The 16,667-nt window shown below is 64.5% G+C and carries 12 protein-coding genes and 1 tRNA gene; 9 read left to right on the top strand and 4 right to left on the bottom strand.

Annotated elements, in window-relative coordinates:
• Nucleotides 1-153 precede the first annotated feature (153 nt).
• A complete protein-coding gene (locus DL899_RS06245) occupies nucleotides 154-1,065 on the bottom strand; it encodes a LysR substrate-binding domain-containing protein (RefSeq protein WP_111733135.1) in 912 nt (303 codons plus the stop codon).
• A gap of 216 nt (nucleotides 1,066-1,281) precedes the next feature.
• Between DL899_RS06245 and katG the strand changes: the two genes are divergently transcribed.
• Nucleotides 1,282-3,456: a catalase/peroxidase HPI gene (gene katG / locus DL899_RS06240; protein WP_111733134.1), complete on the top strand. Its 2,175-nt coding sequence runs from the start codon at nucleotides 1,282-1,284 to the stop codon at nucleotides 3,454-3,456.
• Nucleotides 3,457-3,699: 243 nt separating this feature from the next.
• Here katG and DL899_RS06235 read toward each other — a convergent pair whose 3' ends face one another.
• The gene (locus DL899_RS06235) at nucleotides 3,700-6,045 is read right to left on the bottom strand and encodes an ATP-dependent helicase (RefSeq protein WP_111733133.1); all 2,346 of its coding nucleotides are present in this window, start codon (nucleotides 6,043-6,045) and stop codon (nucleotides 3,700-3,702) included.
• Nucleotides 6,046-6,152: 107 nt separating this feature from the next.
• Here DL899_RS06235 and DL899_RS06230 point away from each other — a divergent pair, with 107 nt between their 5' ends.
• From DL899_RS06230 to DL899_RS06200, 7 genes are all read left to right on the top strand, one after another.
• Entirely contained in the window at nucleotides 6,153-6,866 is a 714-nt protein-coding gene (locus tag DL899_RS06230; protein ID WP_111733132.1) for a ZIP family metal transporter, read from the top strand.
• 37 nt (nucleotides 6,867-6,903) lie between these two features.
• On the top strand, nucleotides 6,904-8,052 hold the full coding sequence (locus DL899_RS06225) for an alpha-hydroxy acid oxidase (RefSeq protein WP_111733131.1): 1,149 nt from the start codon (nucleotides 6,904-6,906) through the stop codon (nucleotides 8,050-8,052).
• Nucleotides 8,053-8,170: 118 nt separating this feature from the next.
• A complete protein-coding gene (locus DL899_RS06220; protein WP_111733130.1) occupies nucleotides 8,171-11,614 on the top strand; it encodes a pyruvate carboxylase in 3,444 nt (1,147 codons plus the stop codon).
• 208 nt (nucleotides 11,615-11,822) lie between these two features.
• The gene (locus DL899_RS06215) at nucleotides 11,823-12,593 is read left to right on the top strand and encodes a phosphodiesterase (RefSeq protein WP_111733129.1); all 771 of its coding nucleotides are present in this window, start codon (nucleotides 11,823-11,825) and stop codon (nucleotides 12,591-12,593) included.
• A gap of 100 nt (nucleotides 12,594-12,693) precedes the next feature.
• A tRNA-Gly gene (locus DL899_RS06210) sits at nucleotides 12,694-12,768 on the top strand.
• A gap of 547 nt (nucleotides 12,769-13,315) precedes the next feature.
• Nucleotides 13,316-14,140 carry a transposase gene (locus DL899_RS06205; RefSeq protein WP_111733128.1) on the top strand — a complete coding sequence of 275 codons (825 nt, stop codon included), beginning with the start codon at nucleotides 13,316-13,318 and terminating at the stop codon, nucleotides 14,138-14,140.
• A gap of 229 nt (nucleotides 14,141-14,369) precedes the next feature.
• Entirely contained in the window at nucleotides 14,370-15,155 is a 786-nt protein-coding gene (locus DL899_RS06200; RefSeq protein ID WP_111733127.1) for a redoxin domain-containing protein, read from the top strand.
• Nucleotides 15,156-15,167: 12 nt separating this feature from the next.
• Here DL899_RS06200 and ybgC read toward each other — a convergent pair whose 3' ends face one another.
• Nucleotides 15,168-15,554, bottom strand: a complete 387-nt coding sequence (gene ybgC / locus DL899_RS06195; protein WP_111733275.1) for a tol-pal system-associated acyl-CoA thioesterase — start codon at nucleotides 15,552-15,554, stop codon at nucleotides 15,168-15,170.
• Between the two features lie 149 nt (nucleotides 15,555-15,703).
• Between ybgC and mscL the strand changes: the two genes are divergently transcribed.
• Nucleotides 15,704-16,114: a large conductance mechanosensitive channel protein MscL gene (mscL, locus tag DL899_RS06190; RefSeq protein WP_111733126.1), complete on the top strand. Its 411-nt coding sequence runs from the start codon at nucleotides 15,704-15,706 to the stop codon at nucleotides 16,112-16,114.
• Nucleotides 16,115-16,136: 22 nt separating this feature from the next.
• On the opposite strand, the gene DL899_RS06185 is transcribed toward mscL, so the two are convergent.
• On the bottom strand, nucleotides 16,137-16,667 hold a 531-nt coding region (locus DL899_RS06185), incomplete at its 5' end, for an IS630 family transposase (RefSeq protein WP_111733125.1).

The following is a 16,667-nucleotide window of genomic DNA, read 5'->3' as shown; positions in this document are numbered from 1 at the left end:
CCTGTCGTTGCAGACCGAAACATTGGCTTTTTGCGACACCAGTTCCGTTCCTCACAAGACTCTGGCTCGTTCCCGCCCCGGGGCCTCGACCTTCAGGTTACAAAGGCCCCGGGTCGAGCCCGGGGCGCACAAAGGCTCTTGCGACTGAATGCGCTACGCCAAGCCCGGCCCCCGCTCGGCCAACGCGGCATCGCGCACCACATCGGCCAAGCGGTGCAGTTGCGGCGCAAGCGGGCTGGTTCGCCGCCAGATCATGCCCACTGTACGCGTCGGTTCGGGCGTGCGAAAACGCGTGATCGACACATCGGCCGAACGGGTCTCGACCGGCACCGCCATTTCGGGGATCAGCGTCACCCCCACCCCGGCGCCCACCATCTGCACCAGCGTCGACAGCGAACTGGCGTCGAGCGCCTCGCGCGGGGAGGCGGTGCGCAGGTTGCAAAACGACAGCGCCTGGTCGCGGAAACAGTGCCCTTCCTCCAGCAACAGCAGCCGCATTTCGCGCAGATCCTCGGCATCGGGCACCGGCTTGCCGGCGTCCTGCGCCGGACGTACCAAAACAAAGCTTTCCTCGAACAGCGGCACCTCTTCCAGCGTGCGTTCCGACACCGGCAGCGCGACGATTGCAGTATCCAGCCGGCCATCCAGCATCTCGCCGATCAGGCGTTCGGTCAGGGTCTCGCGCACGTGAAATTCGATTTCCGGATGCGCTTGCGACAGGGCCGCAATAACCCGCGGCAACAGGTATGGCCCGATGGTCGGGATCACCCCCAGCCGCAGCCGCCCGGACAGCCCCTGCCCGCCCGCGCGGGCAACATCGCCCAGTTCCTCGACCGCGCCCAGGATGGCGCGCACCCGCTGGGCCACATCCTCGCCCAGCGCGGTCAGCCGCACCCGGCGCGCACCACGCTCAAACAACGGCGCGCCCAGTTCCGCCTCCAGCTCCCGGATCTGGACCGACAGCGCCGGCTGAGAGATCGAACAGGCCGCCGCGGCACGACCGAAATGGCCGTGCCTGACCAGCGCCTCGAAATACTTCATCTGTTTGAGAGTGATGTTCGCCATAACTTCAGATTATCACGTTGATCACATAATCCAAATATCAATTATCAAATTCATCTGTTAGAATGATTCTATGCATGAGGGGGAACGGATGCTTGCGCGCCACCGGCGATGACGGGTTAGGCCCGCTGTCGGGCACCTCCTTCGACAAACGGAAAAAACACCGCAGGCACTGCCATCGCCGTGCCACGGAACCGCAGCCATCAAGGAGATGATGACATGGACGGCAACGACATTCCCACCACGGGCAAATGCCCGGTCATGCACGGCGGGCTGACCCATGCCGGCAGCGGCAACACCGACTGGTGGCCCAACGCACTGCATTTCGACATCCTGCACCAGCACGACACCAAGACCAACCCGCTGGGGCCGGACTTCGATTATCGCGAAGAGCTGAAGAAACTCGATGTCGAGGCGCTCAAGGCCGACCTTACCGCACTGATGACCGACAGCCAGGACTGGTGGCCGGCCGACTGGGGCCATTACGGCGGTCTGATGATCCGCATGGCATGGCACGTTGCCGGCACCTACCGGCTGGCCGACGGGCGCGGCGGTGCGGGCACCGGCAACCAGCGCTTTGCACCGCTGAACAGCTGGCCCGACAACGGCAACCTCGACAAGGCCCGCCGCCTGCTGTGGCCGATCAAGAAGAAATACGGCAACAAGATCAGCTGGGCCGACCTGTTCATCCTGGCTGGCAACGTCGCCTATGAATCGATGGGCTTCAAGACATTCGGCTTCGCCTTTGGGCGCGAAGACATCTGGCACCCCGAAAAAGACATTTACTGGGGTGCGGAAAAGGAATGGCTGGCGCCGTCGGACAGCCGCTATGAGAACGTCGAGGACGCCGCCACGATGGAAAACCCGCTGGCGGCGGTGCAGATGGGGCTGATCTACGTCAACCCCGAGGGCGTCAACGGCCAGCCCGACCCGCTGAAAACCGCGGCCCAGGTGCGTGAAACCTTTGCCCGCATGGCCATGAACGATGAAGAGACCGCCGCGCTGACCTGTGGCGGCCACACCGTGGGCAAGGCCCACGGCAACGGCGATGCCGGCGCGCTTGGCCCAGAGCCAGAGGCCACAGATGTCGAAACCCAGGGCCTTGGCTGGATCAACCCCAACATGGGCGGCAAGGCTACCAACGCCGTGACCTCGGGGGTCGAGGGCGCATGGACCAAAGAGCCGACCAAGTGGGACATGGGCTATTTCGACCTGCTGTTCGGCTATGAGTGGGAACTGACCAAATCGCCCGCCGGCGCCAACCAATGGCAGCCCGTCGGTATCCGCGAAGAGGACATGCCGGTCGATGCCACAGACCCATCCAAGCGCGTCATGCCGATGATGACCGACGCCGACATGGCGATGAAGATGGACCCTATCTATCGTGGGATCTGCGAAAAGTTCATGGCCGATCCGGCCTATTTCGATGACACCTTCGCCCGCGCCTGGTTCAAGCTCACCCACCGCGACATGGGGCCGGCCACGCGGTACTATGGCCCCGAGGTGCCCAAGGAAGAGTTGATCTGGCAAGACCCGGTTCCTGCCGGCAACAGCAACTACGACATCGGCAAGACCAAGCGCCTGATCGCCGGGGCCGGGCTGTCGCTGGCCGACATGGTCGCCACCGCCTGGGACAGCGCCCGCACCTTCCGCGGGTCGGACTATCGCGGCGGCGCCAACGGCGCGCGCATCCGTCTGGCCCCGCAAAAGGACTGGGAAGGCAACGAGCCCGACCGCCTGGCGCGGGTTCTGTCGGTGCTTGAACCCATCGCGGCCAAGACCGGGGCGAGCATTGCCGACACGATCGTTCTGGCCGGCAACCTGGGCGTCGAACAGGCGGCGCGCGCTGCCGGGTTCGACATCGAGGTGCCCTTTGCCCCGGGCCGCGGCGACGCCACCGACGAGATGACCGACGCCGACAGCTTTGCCTCTCTTGAACCGCTCGCCGATGGCTATCGCAACTGGCTCAAGCAGGACTATGCCGTCAGCCCAGAGGAGCTGATGCTGGACCGCACGCAGCTGATGGGCCTGACCGCACCTGAAATGACGGTGCTTGTGGGCGGCATGCGCGTGATGGGCACCAACCACGGCGGCACGGCGCATGGCGTCTTTACCGACCGCGTGGGCGCGTTGAGCACGGATTTCTTTGTCAATCTCACCGACATGGGCAACCGCTGGGTGCCGGCGGGGAACGGTGCCTACGAAATCCGCGACCGCAAGTCGGACAAGGTGAAATGGACCGCAACGCGCGTCGACCTGGTGTTTGGCTCGAATTCGATCCTGCGGTCGTATGCAGAGTTTTATGCCCAGGACGACAACAACGAGAAATTCGTGCGCGATTTCGTCGCCGCCTGGGTCAAGGTGATGAACGCCGACCGGTTCGACCTGGACTGAGCGGCAAGGTAATCGCGACACAAGAAGCGGCCGGGGAAACCCGGCCGTTTTCATTTGCGCCCGCGCATCGGCGGGCCGCGGCGCGGCGAACCGAGGTCGGAACAGGTGCGGTTTATGCCAGCCATGTCCGAACACCCATTGGGCGTGGCACCGAGCCCAGCCAAATCGCCGTGCCGTGGGGGCGGCCCGGCGATGCGCGGCGGCGCGCATAGCGCGCCTTGTTTCCGCGCCGGGGCGTGCCCCTCAGAACGGTATGTCGTCCGCCCCGGTCACGAACCGCGCCACCACCTTTTTGGTGCCGGCCTTCTCGAACTCGATTTCCAGCTTGTCGCCCTCGATCCCGGTGATCGCGCCGTAGCCGAATTTCTGGTGAAAGACGCGCTCGCCCACGGTGTGGCTGCTGATCGCCTGCGCGTCGATCACGCTGGGCTTTGACTTTGCGGGCTGCGAGACCGTGTGCTGCCCCGCGCGCGCCTGCAACCGCCGCCAGCCGGGGGAATTGTAGCCGTCCACCGACGCCGCGCGCGCCTCGATCCCGCCGCCGCCTGGCGCGGCCGCGCCATAGCCGCCGCCATAAAGGCCCGGCGGCGTCAGCACATCGACATGCTCGACCGGCAGTTCGTCGATAAAGCGCGACGGCATCTGGCTCTGCCACTGGCCAAAAACACGGCGGTTGCCAGCGAACGAAATGGTGCACACCTCCTCGGCCCTGGTGATGCCGACATAGGCGAGCCTGCGCTCTTCCTCCAACCCGCTTGTGCCGCTTTCGTCCATCGACCGCTGCGAGGGGAACAGCCCGTCCTCCCACCCCGGCAGGAACACGACCGGGAATTCCAGCCCCTTGGCCGCGTGCAAGGTCATCACGCTGACCTTTTCACCGTCGGCGCCAGCGTCGTTGTCCATGATCAGGCTGACATGTTCCAGGAACCCGGTCAGGTTCTCGAATTCCTCCAGCGCCTTGACCAGTTCCTTGAGGTTCTCCAGCCGGCCCGGCGCCTCTGGCGTGCGGTCGTTCTGCCACATCCCGGTGTAACCGCTCTCGTCCAGCACGATCCCGGCCAGTTCGACATGGCTGACCTCGCCATCGCCGGCCATGCGGCCCCAGCGATCCAGCCCATCGAGCAGACGAGCAAGTTCGCCCCCGCCGCGCCCCTTGATGGCGCCGGTCTGAACCGCAAGGCGCGCACCCTCGACCAGGCTGACGCCGTTTTCGCGCGCCAGCCCCTGGATGGTCTGCTGCGCGCGGTCGCCCAGCCCGCGCTTGGGGGTGTTGAAAATCCGCTCGAATGCCAGGTCATCGCCGGGTGACACCACCAGCCGGAAATAGGCCATCGCGTCGCGTATCTCGCGGCGTTCATAGAAACGCGGGCCGCCAATCACGCGATAGGGCAGGCCGATGGTCAGGAACCGGTCCTCAAACGCGCGCATCTGATGGCTGGCACGCACGAGAATGGCGATCTCGTCCAGCGAGAAAGGCCGCATCCCGCGGGTGCCGGTGCCCATCGCCTCTATCTCTTCGCCGATCCAGCGCGCCTCTTCCTCGCCGTCCCAGTGGCCGATCAGGCGCACCTTTTCGCCGGTCTCGGCCTCGGTCCACAGCTCCTTGCCCAGCCGCCCGGCATTGGCCGAAATCACCGCCGACGCGGCCGCCAGGATATGCGGGGTCGAGCGATAGTTCTGTTCCAGGCGGACCACGTGCGCGCCGGGAAAATCCTTTTCGAACCGCAGGATGTTGCCCACCTCGGCGCCGCGCCAGCCATAGATCGACTGGTCATCGTCGCCCACGCAGCAGATGTTGCGATGCCCCGCCGCCAGCAGCCGCAGCCACATGTACTGGGCGACGTTGGTATCCTGGTATTCGTCCACCATGATATAGCGGAACCAGCGCTGATACTGCGCCAGCACATCATCATGGGTCTGAAAGATCGTGACCATGTGCAACAGCAGGTCGCCGAAATCCACGGCGTTGAGTTCCGCCAGACGGGCCTGGTACTGGGCATAAAGCGCCACCGCCTTGCCGTCATAGGCAGATACCTCGGCCACCGGCACCTTGTCGGGCGTCCAGGCACGGTTCTTCCAGTTGTCGATGACACCGGCAAGCTGGCGCGCGGGCCATCGCTTGTCGTCGATCCCGGCGGCCCGGACGAGTTGCTTGAGCAGGCGCAACTGATCGTCGGTGTCGAGGATGGTAAAGTTCGACTTCAGCCCCACCAGTTCGGCATGCCGGCGCAGCAGCTTGGCACAGATCGAATGAAAGGTGCCCAGCCAGGGCATCCCCTCTACCCGCTCGCCCAGCATGCCGGAAACGCGGTCTTTCATCTCGCGCGCGGCCTTGTTGGTAAAGGTCACGGCGAGAATTTCATTCGGGCGGGCGCGACCGGTGGCCAACAGGTGCACCATCCGCGTGGTCAGCGCGCGGGTCTTGCCGGTGCCGGCCCCGGCCAGCATCAGCACCGGGCCATCCAGTGCCTCGACCGCCGCCCGCTGGGCGGGGTTGAGCCCGTCGAGATAGGGGGCAGGTCGCGCGGCCATGGCCTGCGCGGCAAGGCTCGCGCCCTCGAAGGCGTCGGTTTCGTCGGAGCTGTTCATGCCCGGCACGATAGCGCGGGACGCCGACAAGGGAAAGACCATGTTCGCCCTTTGTTCAGACTCGTTCCGGGTTTCCTTTGCCCCCGGGCCGAGCTATCGACGCTGACATGATCGAGATGCTCCTTTACGCAGCTTTCGCCGGCGCGATGATCCCGCTCGGCGGCTGGCTGGCGCGGTATGAAACGATCTCTCCGCGATGGCTGGATACCGAACTGCGCCACAGCGTCATCGCCTTTGGCGCCGGTGCGCTGCTCAGCGCGGTGGCGTTGGTGCTGGTGCCGCAGGGCGCGGACAATCTGCCGGGGCTGTGGCCGATTTTCTGGCTGGGGATTGGCGCGGTTGCGATGGCGGCGCTCGACCTGTGGACGGCCCGGCGAAAGGGGCAGCGCGCGCAGATGCTGGCGATGCTGAGCGACTTCACCCCAGAGGCGCTGGCGATGGGCGCGCTTTTTGCTGCGCGGCCGGGCGATGCGCCGCTGCTGGCGCTGATGATCGGCCTGCAGAACCTGCCCGAGGGTTTCAACGCCTATCGGGAGGCCGATACGCCCGGCCCCGACACCCGCCCCGACCGCCGTTTGCGCAGTTTTCTGTTGCTCAGCCTTGTGGGGCCGGTGGCGACGCTGGCGGGGTATTTCCTGCTGGCCGACCTGCCGCAGACCACCGGCGCGATCATGTGCGCCGCCGCCGGGGGCATCCTGTTCCTGATGTTCCAGGATATCGCCCCGCAGGTACGGCTGGAAAAGCGGCTGGCGCCCCCAATGGCCGCCATTGCCGGTTTCGCGCTGGGGCTGGCGGGGGATATCCTGATCGGCGGGCACTGAGACGGGTCACTGGACAATACCGCCACGCTGGCGGCAAATGGCCGGCATGAACCTTGCTGCCCGCTATCCCGCCCTTGCCGATCTGCGCGCCGGTGCCCGCGCGCGCCTGCCGCGCTTTGTGTGGGAATTCCTCGACAGCGGCACCGGGGCCGAGACCACCGCCGCGCGCAACCGCGCCGCGCTCGACCGGGTGCAACTGCTGCCCCGCGCCCTGGCGGGCGAGATAGAGGCGACGACCGAGGTGCGGTTTCTGAACGAAACCTTTGGCCTGCCCGTCGGTATCGCGCCGGTGGGCATGTCGGGCCTGATCTGGCCCGACGCCGAACCGATCCTGGCGCGCGCGGCGGCTCAGGCGGGCATCCCTTATTGCCTGTCGACCGTGGCCAGCCGCACGCCCGAGGACCTGCGCGATGCGGTGGGCGCGCATGGCTGGTTCCAGCTTTACCCGCCGCGCGACCCCGAAATCCGCGCCGACATGCTGAACCGGGCGCGCGCCGCCGGGTTCGGCACGCTGGTGCTGACGGTGGATGTTCCCGTCGCCAGCCGGCGCGAACGCCTGCAACGTTCGGGCCTGACGCAACCGCCCCGCCTGACGCCGCGCCTATTGGCGCAGGTTGCCATGCGGCCGGCCTGGACCTGGGGCATGGCGCGGCGGGGCATGCCGCGGATGCGGCTGATCGACGACTACACACCGGCGACGCGCGGCCTGTCGTCCACCGCGCATGCCGGATACCTGCTGCGCACCGCGCCCGACCTGGGCTATCTGCGATGGCTGCGCGAGCACTGGCAGGGGCCGCTGATCGTCAAGGGCGTGCTGGATCCTGACGCCGCCCGGCTGATCGAGGCCGAGGGCGCGGATGCGATCTGGGTCTCGAACCATGCCGGGCGGCAGTTCGACGGCGCGCCGACCGCCATCGAGATGCTGCCGGCGATCCGCGCCGCCACCGCGTTGCCGCTGATCTTTGACAGCGGGATAGAGGGCGGGCTCGACATCCTGCGGGCCTTTGCGCTTGGCGCCGACATGGCGATGATGGGGCGCGGCTGGCACTATGCGCTGGCGGCGCTGGGGGCCACGGGGCCTGCGCATCTGGCGGCGATCCTGCGGGCCGACCTGCTGGCCAATATGGGCCAGCTTGGCCTTGCGGACATGACCGGCGCGCGTGAGCGCCTTTATTCACCGGTCTGAGGCCCACCGTTTTCAGTACTCAGAATGCCGGATTGCGAAAAGCTTTCACAAATCTTACAAGGCAGGTACGCCGCACTGCGGCATCGACGCATCTTGCTGCAGTTTCCGGGGAGAGGGCATGGCCGAGTTTCAGAAGATCCTGATCGCCAACCGTGGCGAGATTGCCATTCGCATTCTGCGCGCGGCCAACGAGTTGGGCAAGCGCACGGTCGCGGTCTTTGCCGAAGAGGACAAGCTCAGCCTGCACCGGTTCAAGGCCGACGAGGCCTATCGCATCGGCGAGGGCATGGGCCCGGTCGCGGCATATCTTTCGATTGAAGAGATCATCCGCGTGGCCAAGGCATCGGGCGCTGACGCCATCCACCCCGGCTATGGACTGCTGAGCGAAAACCCCGATTTCGTCGACGCCTGCGACGCGGCCGGCATCGCCTTTATCGGCCCGCGCGCGGAGACCATGCGCGCCCTCGGCGACAAGGCCAGCGCCCGGCGCGTGGCAATCGAGGCCGGCGTGCCCGTCATCCCCGCCACCGAGGTGCTGGGCGACGACATGGACCTGATCCGCAAGCAGGCCGCCGAGATCGGCTATCCGATGATGCTCAAGGCGTCCTGGGGCGGCGGCGGGCGCGGCATGCGCCCGGTCATGGACCCCGACGAGCTGGAGGAAAAGGTACTGGAGGGCCGGCGCGAGGCCGTGGCAGCCTTTGGCAACGGCGAGGGATATCTTGAAAAGATGATCACCCGCGCTCGCCATGTCGAGGTGCAGATCCTGGGCGACAAGCACGAAAACCTCTATCACCTGTATGAGCGCGACTGCTCGGTCCAGCGGCGTAACCAGAAGGTGGTCGAGCGCGCGCCCGCGCCCTATCTGACCGAGTTGCAGCGCGCCGAGATTTGCGAACTCGGCTACAAGATATGCAAGCACGTCAACTATGAATGCGCCGGCACTGTCGAATTCCTGATGGATATGGACAGCAGCCAGTTCTATTTCATCGAGGTCAATCCGCGCGTCCAGGTCGAGCACACCGTCACCGAAGAGGTGACCGGCGTCGACATCGTGCAGGCCCAGATCCTGATCGCCGAGGGCAAGACCCTGGCCGAGGCCACCGGCAAGAAAACGCAGGACGAGATCACCTTGCACGGCCACGCCCTGCAGACCCGGATCACGACCGAGGACCCGCAGAACAATTTCATCCCCGATTACGGCCGTATCACCGCCTATCGCAGCGCCACCGGCATGGGCATTCGCCTGGACGGCGGCACCGCCTATGCCGGCGGGGTAATCACGCGCCATTACGACAGCCTGCTGACCAAGGTCACCGCCAGGGCGCCGACACCCGAACAGGCCATCGCACGGATGGACCGCGCCCTGCGCGAATTCCGCATCCGCGGCGTGTCGACCAACATCGCTTTCGTCGAAAACCTGCTCAAGCACCCGACATTCCGCGCCAACGCCTATACCACCAAGTTCATCGACGAGACGCCCGAGCTGTTCCAGTTCGCACGCCGGCGCGACCGCGGCACCAAGGTGCTGACCTACATCGCCGACATCACCGTGAACGGGCACCCCGAAACCCAGGGGCGGCCCCGCCCGCCCGCCGACGCCCCGGTGCCCAAGCCGCCAAAACTGGCCGCCGACGCGCCCGCGCCGGGCACCAGGACGCTGTTGCAGGACCAGGGCCCCAACGCCGTGGCCGATTGGATGCTGGCTCAAAAGCGGCTTCTGCTGACCGACACCACCATGCGCGACGGCCATCAAAGCCTGCTGGCCACGCGGATGCGGTCGGCCGACATGATCCGGGTTGCGCCGGCCTATGCCCACAACCTGCCAAAGCTGTTCAGCGTCGAATGCTGGGGCGGCGCCACATTCGACGTGGCCTATCGCTTTTTGCAGGAATGCCCCTGGCAACGCCTGCGTCAGCTGCGCGAGGCAATGCCGAACCTGCTGACGCAGATGCTGCTCAGGGCGTCGAACGGGGTGGGCTATACCAACTACCCCGACAACGTGGTGCAGGAATTCGTCCGCCAGGCGGCCGAGACCGGGGTCGATGTCTTCCGCGTCTTCGACAGCCTCAACTGGGTGGAAAACATGCGCGTCGCCATGGACGCGGTGCTGGACACCGGCAAGATCTGCGAGGGCACGATCTGTTATACTGGCGACATCCTCGACCCCGACCGCGCCAAGTACGACCTGAAATACTATGTCTCGATGGCCAGGGAACTGGAGGCCGCCGGCGCGCATATTCTCGGCCTCAAGGACATGGCGGGCCTGCTGAAACCCGCTGCCGCGCGGGCACTGGTCAAGGCGCTGAAGGACGAGCTGACGATCCCGGTGCATTTCCACACCCACGACACCAGCGGCATTGCCGGGGCCAGCGTCCTGGCCGCGGCGGATGCCGGGGTCGATGCCGTCGACGCGGCGATGGATGCGCTGTCGGGTGGCACCTCGCAGCCCTGCCTTGGCTCGATCGTCGAGGCGCTGGCCCACACCGAGCGCGACACCGGGCTGAACATCGGCCGTATCCGCGAGATTTCGCGCTATTGGGAACAGGTGCGCACGCAATACGCGGCGTTCGAGTCGGGGCTGCAGGCCCCGGCGTCAGAGGTCTATCTGCACGAGATGCCAGGCGGGCAGTTCACCAACCTCAAGGCGCAGGCGCGCAGCATGGGGCTGGAGGAAAAATGGCCCGAAATCGCCCAGGCCTATGCCGACGTCAACGCCATGTTCGGCGATATCGTCAAGGTCACGCCGTCCTCCAAGGTGGTGGGCGACATGGCGCTGATGATGGTCACCCAAGGCCTGACACGCGAACAGGTCGAAGACCCCGATACCGAGGTGGCATTCCCCGATTCGGTCGTCGACATGATGCGCGGCAACCTGGGCCAGCCGCCGGGCGGCTTTCCGCAGGCGATCGTGAACAAGGTTCTGAAGGGCGAGACGCCCAACGTTGAACGCCCCGGCCGGCACCTGCCAGCGGTCGACCTGGAGGCGACGCGCACCAGGCTGTTGGAAGAGCTGGAGGGCAAGGCCGTCGATAACGAGGACCTCAACGGGTATCTCATGTATCCCAAGGTCTTTCTCGACTACATGGGCCGCCACCGCCAATACGGGCCGGTGCGCACCCTGCCGACAAGGACCTTCTTTTACGGGATGGAGCCGGGCGAAGAGATCAGCGTCGAGATCGACCCGGGCAAAACGCTGGAAATCCTGCTGCTGACGCTGGGCGAAACCGACGACAAGGGCGACGTGCGCGTGTTCTTTGAACTGAACGGTCAGCCGCGCGTGATCCGCGTGCCCGACCGCAAGGTCAAGTCGCAGGCCGCCCAGCGCCCCAAGGCCGAGCCGGGCAACCCCTGCCACATTGGCGCACCGATGCCGGGCGTGGTGGCCAGCGTCTCGGTCCAGGTCGGCCAGAAGGTACGCGAGGGCGATGCCCTGCTGACCATCGAGGCGATGAAGATGGAAACCGGCATCTATGCCGAACGCGCCGCCACCGTAAAGGCCGTGCATGTCCAGCCCGGCGGCCAGATCGACGCCAAGGATCTGATGATCGAACTGGAATAGGGCGCGCTCTGTCACCTCTCGCCCCGGGCTTGACCCGGGGCCTCTCGTTCAGGCCGAGTGGGGCCCCGGGTCAAGCCCGGGGCGGGGCGGCCGCAAGCGGCACCGCCGCGAAGAATGTCCAGCGGCGACCGAATTCAATCATTCGTCACTTTCCCCTCGCCGCGAATCCCCGCAGGCTCTGCCCGGGAAAACCCCGGGGGCTGGGCGCATGCACAAACTTCTCGTCTTTACCGACATTCACATCACCGCGCCGGGCGAGACCATCATCGGCCTCGACCCGCTGGAACGCTTCGGCCGCTGCCTGGATCACGCGCTGGCCCATCACCCCGACGCGGCGCGCATCGTCATCACCGGCGACCTGACCCACACCGGCGCCGCCGCCGAATACAGCCGCCTGCACACGGCCCTTGCCGATTGCCCGGTTCCCGTGGCAATGACGCTGGGCAACCATGACCGGCGCGCGGCCTTTCGCGCCGCCTTTGGCGATGTTCCGGTCGATCCCGCCGGTTTTGTCCAAAGCGTGCATGAGGCGGGCAATCATCGGCTGATCCTGCTCGACACCGCCGACGAAGAGGCTGAGATCGTCCATAGCGGCCGCCTTTGCGCCGCGCGGCTTGACTGGCTCGATGATGCGCTTGACGCCGCGCCGGACGCGCCGACGGTGCTGTTCCTGCACCATCCGCCCATCGTGACGGGGTTTTCCGGCATGGACCGTATCGGCCTGACCAACCGCGACGAACTGATCGCGCGCCTTTCCCGCCATACCCAGCTGCGCCAGATCGTCGCCGGGCATGTGCATCGCACCATCTTCGGCAGTGCCGGCGGCATTCCAACCGCCATTCTGAAAAGCCCCTGCCACCAGATGCCGATGATTCTGAACGATACCGGTCACAGCCTGTCGGTGGACGAACCCGGCGCCTATGGCATTGTGTTGCTGACCGACGATGGCGTGATCGTGCATACCCAGGACGTGCCCTGACCCCGGCTTCAGGGGCCCAAACGGCACAAAATTGCGGGCAGGTCGAAATTGGGGCTTGCAGCGCCGCGCGAGACTTTATATCTGCCTCTCACCCAAGGAAGCGGGCGTAGCTCAGGGGTAGAGCATCACCTTGCCAAGGTGAGGGTCGTGAGTTCGAATCTCATCGCCCGCTCCAATCAAACCAGTCAGATATGGGCTGGATGATGCACTTTCAGAGCAGCAATTTCCAGCTAGGAAGCACAATGACAGGTGCGCCTCGCGCAGTTACGCGCATTTCCCGAACACGTTCGACGTGATGCTATAGCGGCATGGCAAGGTGAACGAAGCAAGCTTCTGCCTGAATTGGCTCTCCTCCTGAGCGACGCCTGCAAGGCTACGAAACCGCCAGGTGGCAAGGATCATGTCCGCAAGAAATTCAGAGATTCTGAGCCGAAAATGGTCAGTTCTGACCCATTCCCTTGCCCGAATAAGAGCACCGGCTCAACCACGAGCTACACCTAACTCATGAAATGTTTGGCAAGACCGAGCGGACTTGTCTTACCTTGGGAATTTATCCACTCGCCCAGATCTTCGGCTCCAACCCGGCGCCCTTCGATGGTGTCCCGTATCGTGGTGTAGCTCACGATTGGCCTCGCGCTTCTGGGCGCGCCGGGGCTGGTGGCCACCGCGCATCTTCGTAGTCTGAGGTTGTTCAACGACCGATGACAACGAAGGAGAGCACGATGACCGGGACCATGATCGACCTTCCGGGCGTGATCGCCAGGAGCGATGATGCGGATTTCCTGCGGGAACTGGTCCGAGGTGCCGCGCAGCGGCTGATGGACATCGAGGTGGCCACCGTCTGCGGTGCGGGACACGGCGAGCGCAGCCCGGACCGGGAGAACCAGCGCAACGGATACCGGCCGCGGCGGTGGGATACCCGAGCGGGGACCATCGGGCTGAACATCCCGAAGCTGCGCAAGGGCAGCTATTTCCCCACGTTCCTGGAGCCGCGGCGTGGCCTGCGTGGCGTGCAGCTGGTGATCAGCGATGCGCATGAGGGGCTGAAGGCCGCCGCGCGCAAGGTCCTCGGCGCAGGCTGGCAACGCTGCCGCGTGCATTTCCAGCGCAACCTCCTGGCCCGCGTGGGCAAGACCCACAAACCCGTGGTCAGTGCCGTGGTGAAGACCGTCTTCGCCGAGACCGACCGCGACCAGGCCCATGCCCGCTGGCGCGAGGTCGCCGACAGCCTGCGCGACCGGTTCCGCGACGTCGCCCAGCTCATGGACGAGGCCGAGCATGACGTACTGGCCTACATGGCCTTCGACGAGAGCCTGCGCTCGAATCTGCACAGCACCAACCCGCTCGAGCGCGTGAACAAGGAGATCAAGCGGCGCACCAACGTGGTCGGGATCTTCCCCAATCGCGAAGCCGTCATCCGGCTGGTCGGCGCGCTCATGCTGGAGCAGAACGACGAATGGGCCGTCTCGCGCCGTTACATGCCAGTGGAAAAGCTGACCGCCATGTGCAACGATACCGATGCGGCGACGATGATCGCCGCACAGTGAACGAGCAACACCAGCTATGAAGAAGCAGGTGGACCCCAGTTCCTACACCACTCATCGGGGCACTACCACCCAGATGCGGACGACCGTAATCGTATATAATGCACTTATTCAGACAGATCTTTGTACATGCCAGCCCAAGTTTCAACACAATCCGCTACAATCTATGGAAGAGTATTTAGCAGGGCAAAAAAAGCGATACAACCAACGATAGCACCAACGAGACAGGCAAATGGCAATCCAGTTTTTCTCTCCTCGCGGGGCACATAACGAAATTATCAAGCTGCCGACCAGCCTCAGGCGCACTGTGAAGTGGCTGCCGCAGATCGGCGATATAGTCCCTGACTTTACCATCGAAACAACCCAGGGCGTATTGCGCTTCTGGGATTGGGCCGAGGGCAGCTGGGTGCATCTGTTCAGCACCCCCCACGCAGGGACCCCCGTCTGCACAACCGAGGTGGTTTCAATCGCGAGCTGTGCCGATGCGTGGGAAGCCAACAACGTCAAGCACCTGTCCCTGACAGGGGCAACCATCACAGATCAGCTCGCCTGGCATGACGAGATCGAGGCGGTTTTCAAGACCCCCATACATTTCCCTTGCGCGTACGACCCGGGGCACCAGCTATCCAAGCTGTTCGGGATGATGCATGAAAAGCAGGCGACGGACCGCAGTATTCGCAAGAGCTTCATCATCGACCCGGCCCACCGTATTGGACTGATCCAGGAATACCCTCTGTACGTCGGTCGCAACACCGAGGAAATCCTGCGCATCGTCAAGGCCCTGCAAGTGCGTAGCGAAACCGGCGCAGCCACACCTGCCGACTGGTACGGCGGCGATATGGTGGTCATTGTCGACAATCGCCCCGAAAAAGAGGTGATTGCAGAATTCGGGAACGCCTCGGTACGGCTGACCCCCTATCTGCGCGTCGTCAGCCCCCGGGGCCCAGAAGATGAACCAACCAGCGATCCGGCCAATGATCTGATCTATGAAATTGACGGCGATCTGATCGAAACCTGATCTCGCCGCCCCTCAGCCCTGGCCCGCACGCAATGCATCGGGCAGGCGCACCGGCCGACCCCCGGCCGATATGGCCGCAATTGTCACCTGCGCGGCGAACAGAGTTTCGTCGCCGCGCAGAACCCGCTGGTCAAGCACCAGCCGCGCCCCCGTGGCCGACACGATCTGCGTAGATACCTCCAGTTCGTCGGCGAACCGCGCCGGGCGCAGGTAATCCGCCTCGATCCGACGCACGGCAAATGCCACCCCCTCATCCAGCATCTCGTTCTGGTCCAGCCCGAGCCCCGCCACCATGTCGCTGCGCGCGCGCTCGATGAATTTCAGGAAATTGGCATAATATACGATCCCGCCCATGTCGGTATCTTCGTAATAGACGCGAACGGCAAAACGATGGGTCATGGCCGGCAGACTAACCAGCCGCGCCATCGCCGCAAGCCGCTTTCGGCACAAGGGTGGCTTGTGCTCGAATCAGCCCCTTGCCAGATGCTCGATTATTAATGCTTAATGTCCGATACAGATTTTCACTCCCAACAGTCGAGGCAAACATCATGTTCCAGGAATTCAAGACCTTCATAGCCCGCGGCAACGTGATGGATATGGCCGTCGGCATCATCATCGGTGCCGCCTTCACCGCCATCGTCGGCTCGCTGGTTGCCGATCTCGTCAACCCGATCATCAGCCTGTTCATGGGCGGGCTTGATTTCGCCGGCCTGTTCGTCGTGCTCGACGGCGGCGAATACGCCAGCCTCGCCGCGGCGGAAGAGGCCGGTGCAGCCGTCTTTGCCTATGGGCGCTTCATCATGGCGGTGCTGAACTTCCTGATCATCGCTTTCGTGGTGTTCCTGCTCGTCAAGGGCGTCAACAGCATGAAGAAAAAGGAAGAAGAGGCCCCAGCGTCCGAGCCGGGACCGACCGAGATCGACCTGCTTGTCGAAATCCGAGATGCGCTGAAAAAGTAAGCGCGCCTAGAGCGGGTTGCGTCTAATCGGTTTCATAGCCTGCAGCCTTGAAGAAGTTGTAGCATTCCTCGTCAGTGAAGAGATCACAGACGTGACCGACCGCGCGCCAGAGGTCATCGTAGGTCCGCGCGGCGGCTCGCCGGATAAGAGCCTTGAGTTTGGCGAAGGCCATTTCGATTGGATTGAGATCGGGGCTGTATGGGGGCAGAAAGAGAAACCATGCCCCGACGGCACGCATGGCCTCTGCGGCCCTTGGGCTTTTGTGGGATGACAGGTTGTCGAGGATGATCACGTCACCCGGCTGCAGAGTCGGAGCGAGCTGGGTCTCGACATAAAGCTCGAACAACTCGCGGTTCATCGCGCCCTCGATGACCCAGGGCGCATCCAGGCGATCGTGGCGCAGGGCGGCGATGAAGGTCTGGGTGTTCCAGTGGCCGAATGGTGCATGGTCGATCAGGCGCGCGCCTTTTTCAGACCATCCGGTGGTCTTTGCCATGTTCGTTTTCAAGGATGTTTCGTCGATGAAACCGATGCGCGGCAATAGGTTGCGCAT

This window comes from Roseovarius amoyensis, assembly GCF_003260265.1.
In the GTDB taxonomy this organism is placed as follows: domain Bacteria; phylum Pseudomonadota; class Alphaproteobacteria; order Rhodobacterales; family Rhodobacteraceae; genus Roseovarius; species Roseovarius amoyensis.
The sequence above is the reverse complement of the archived record's forward strand: the minus strand, read 5'-3'. Positions and strand labels throughout refer to the sequence as shown.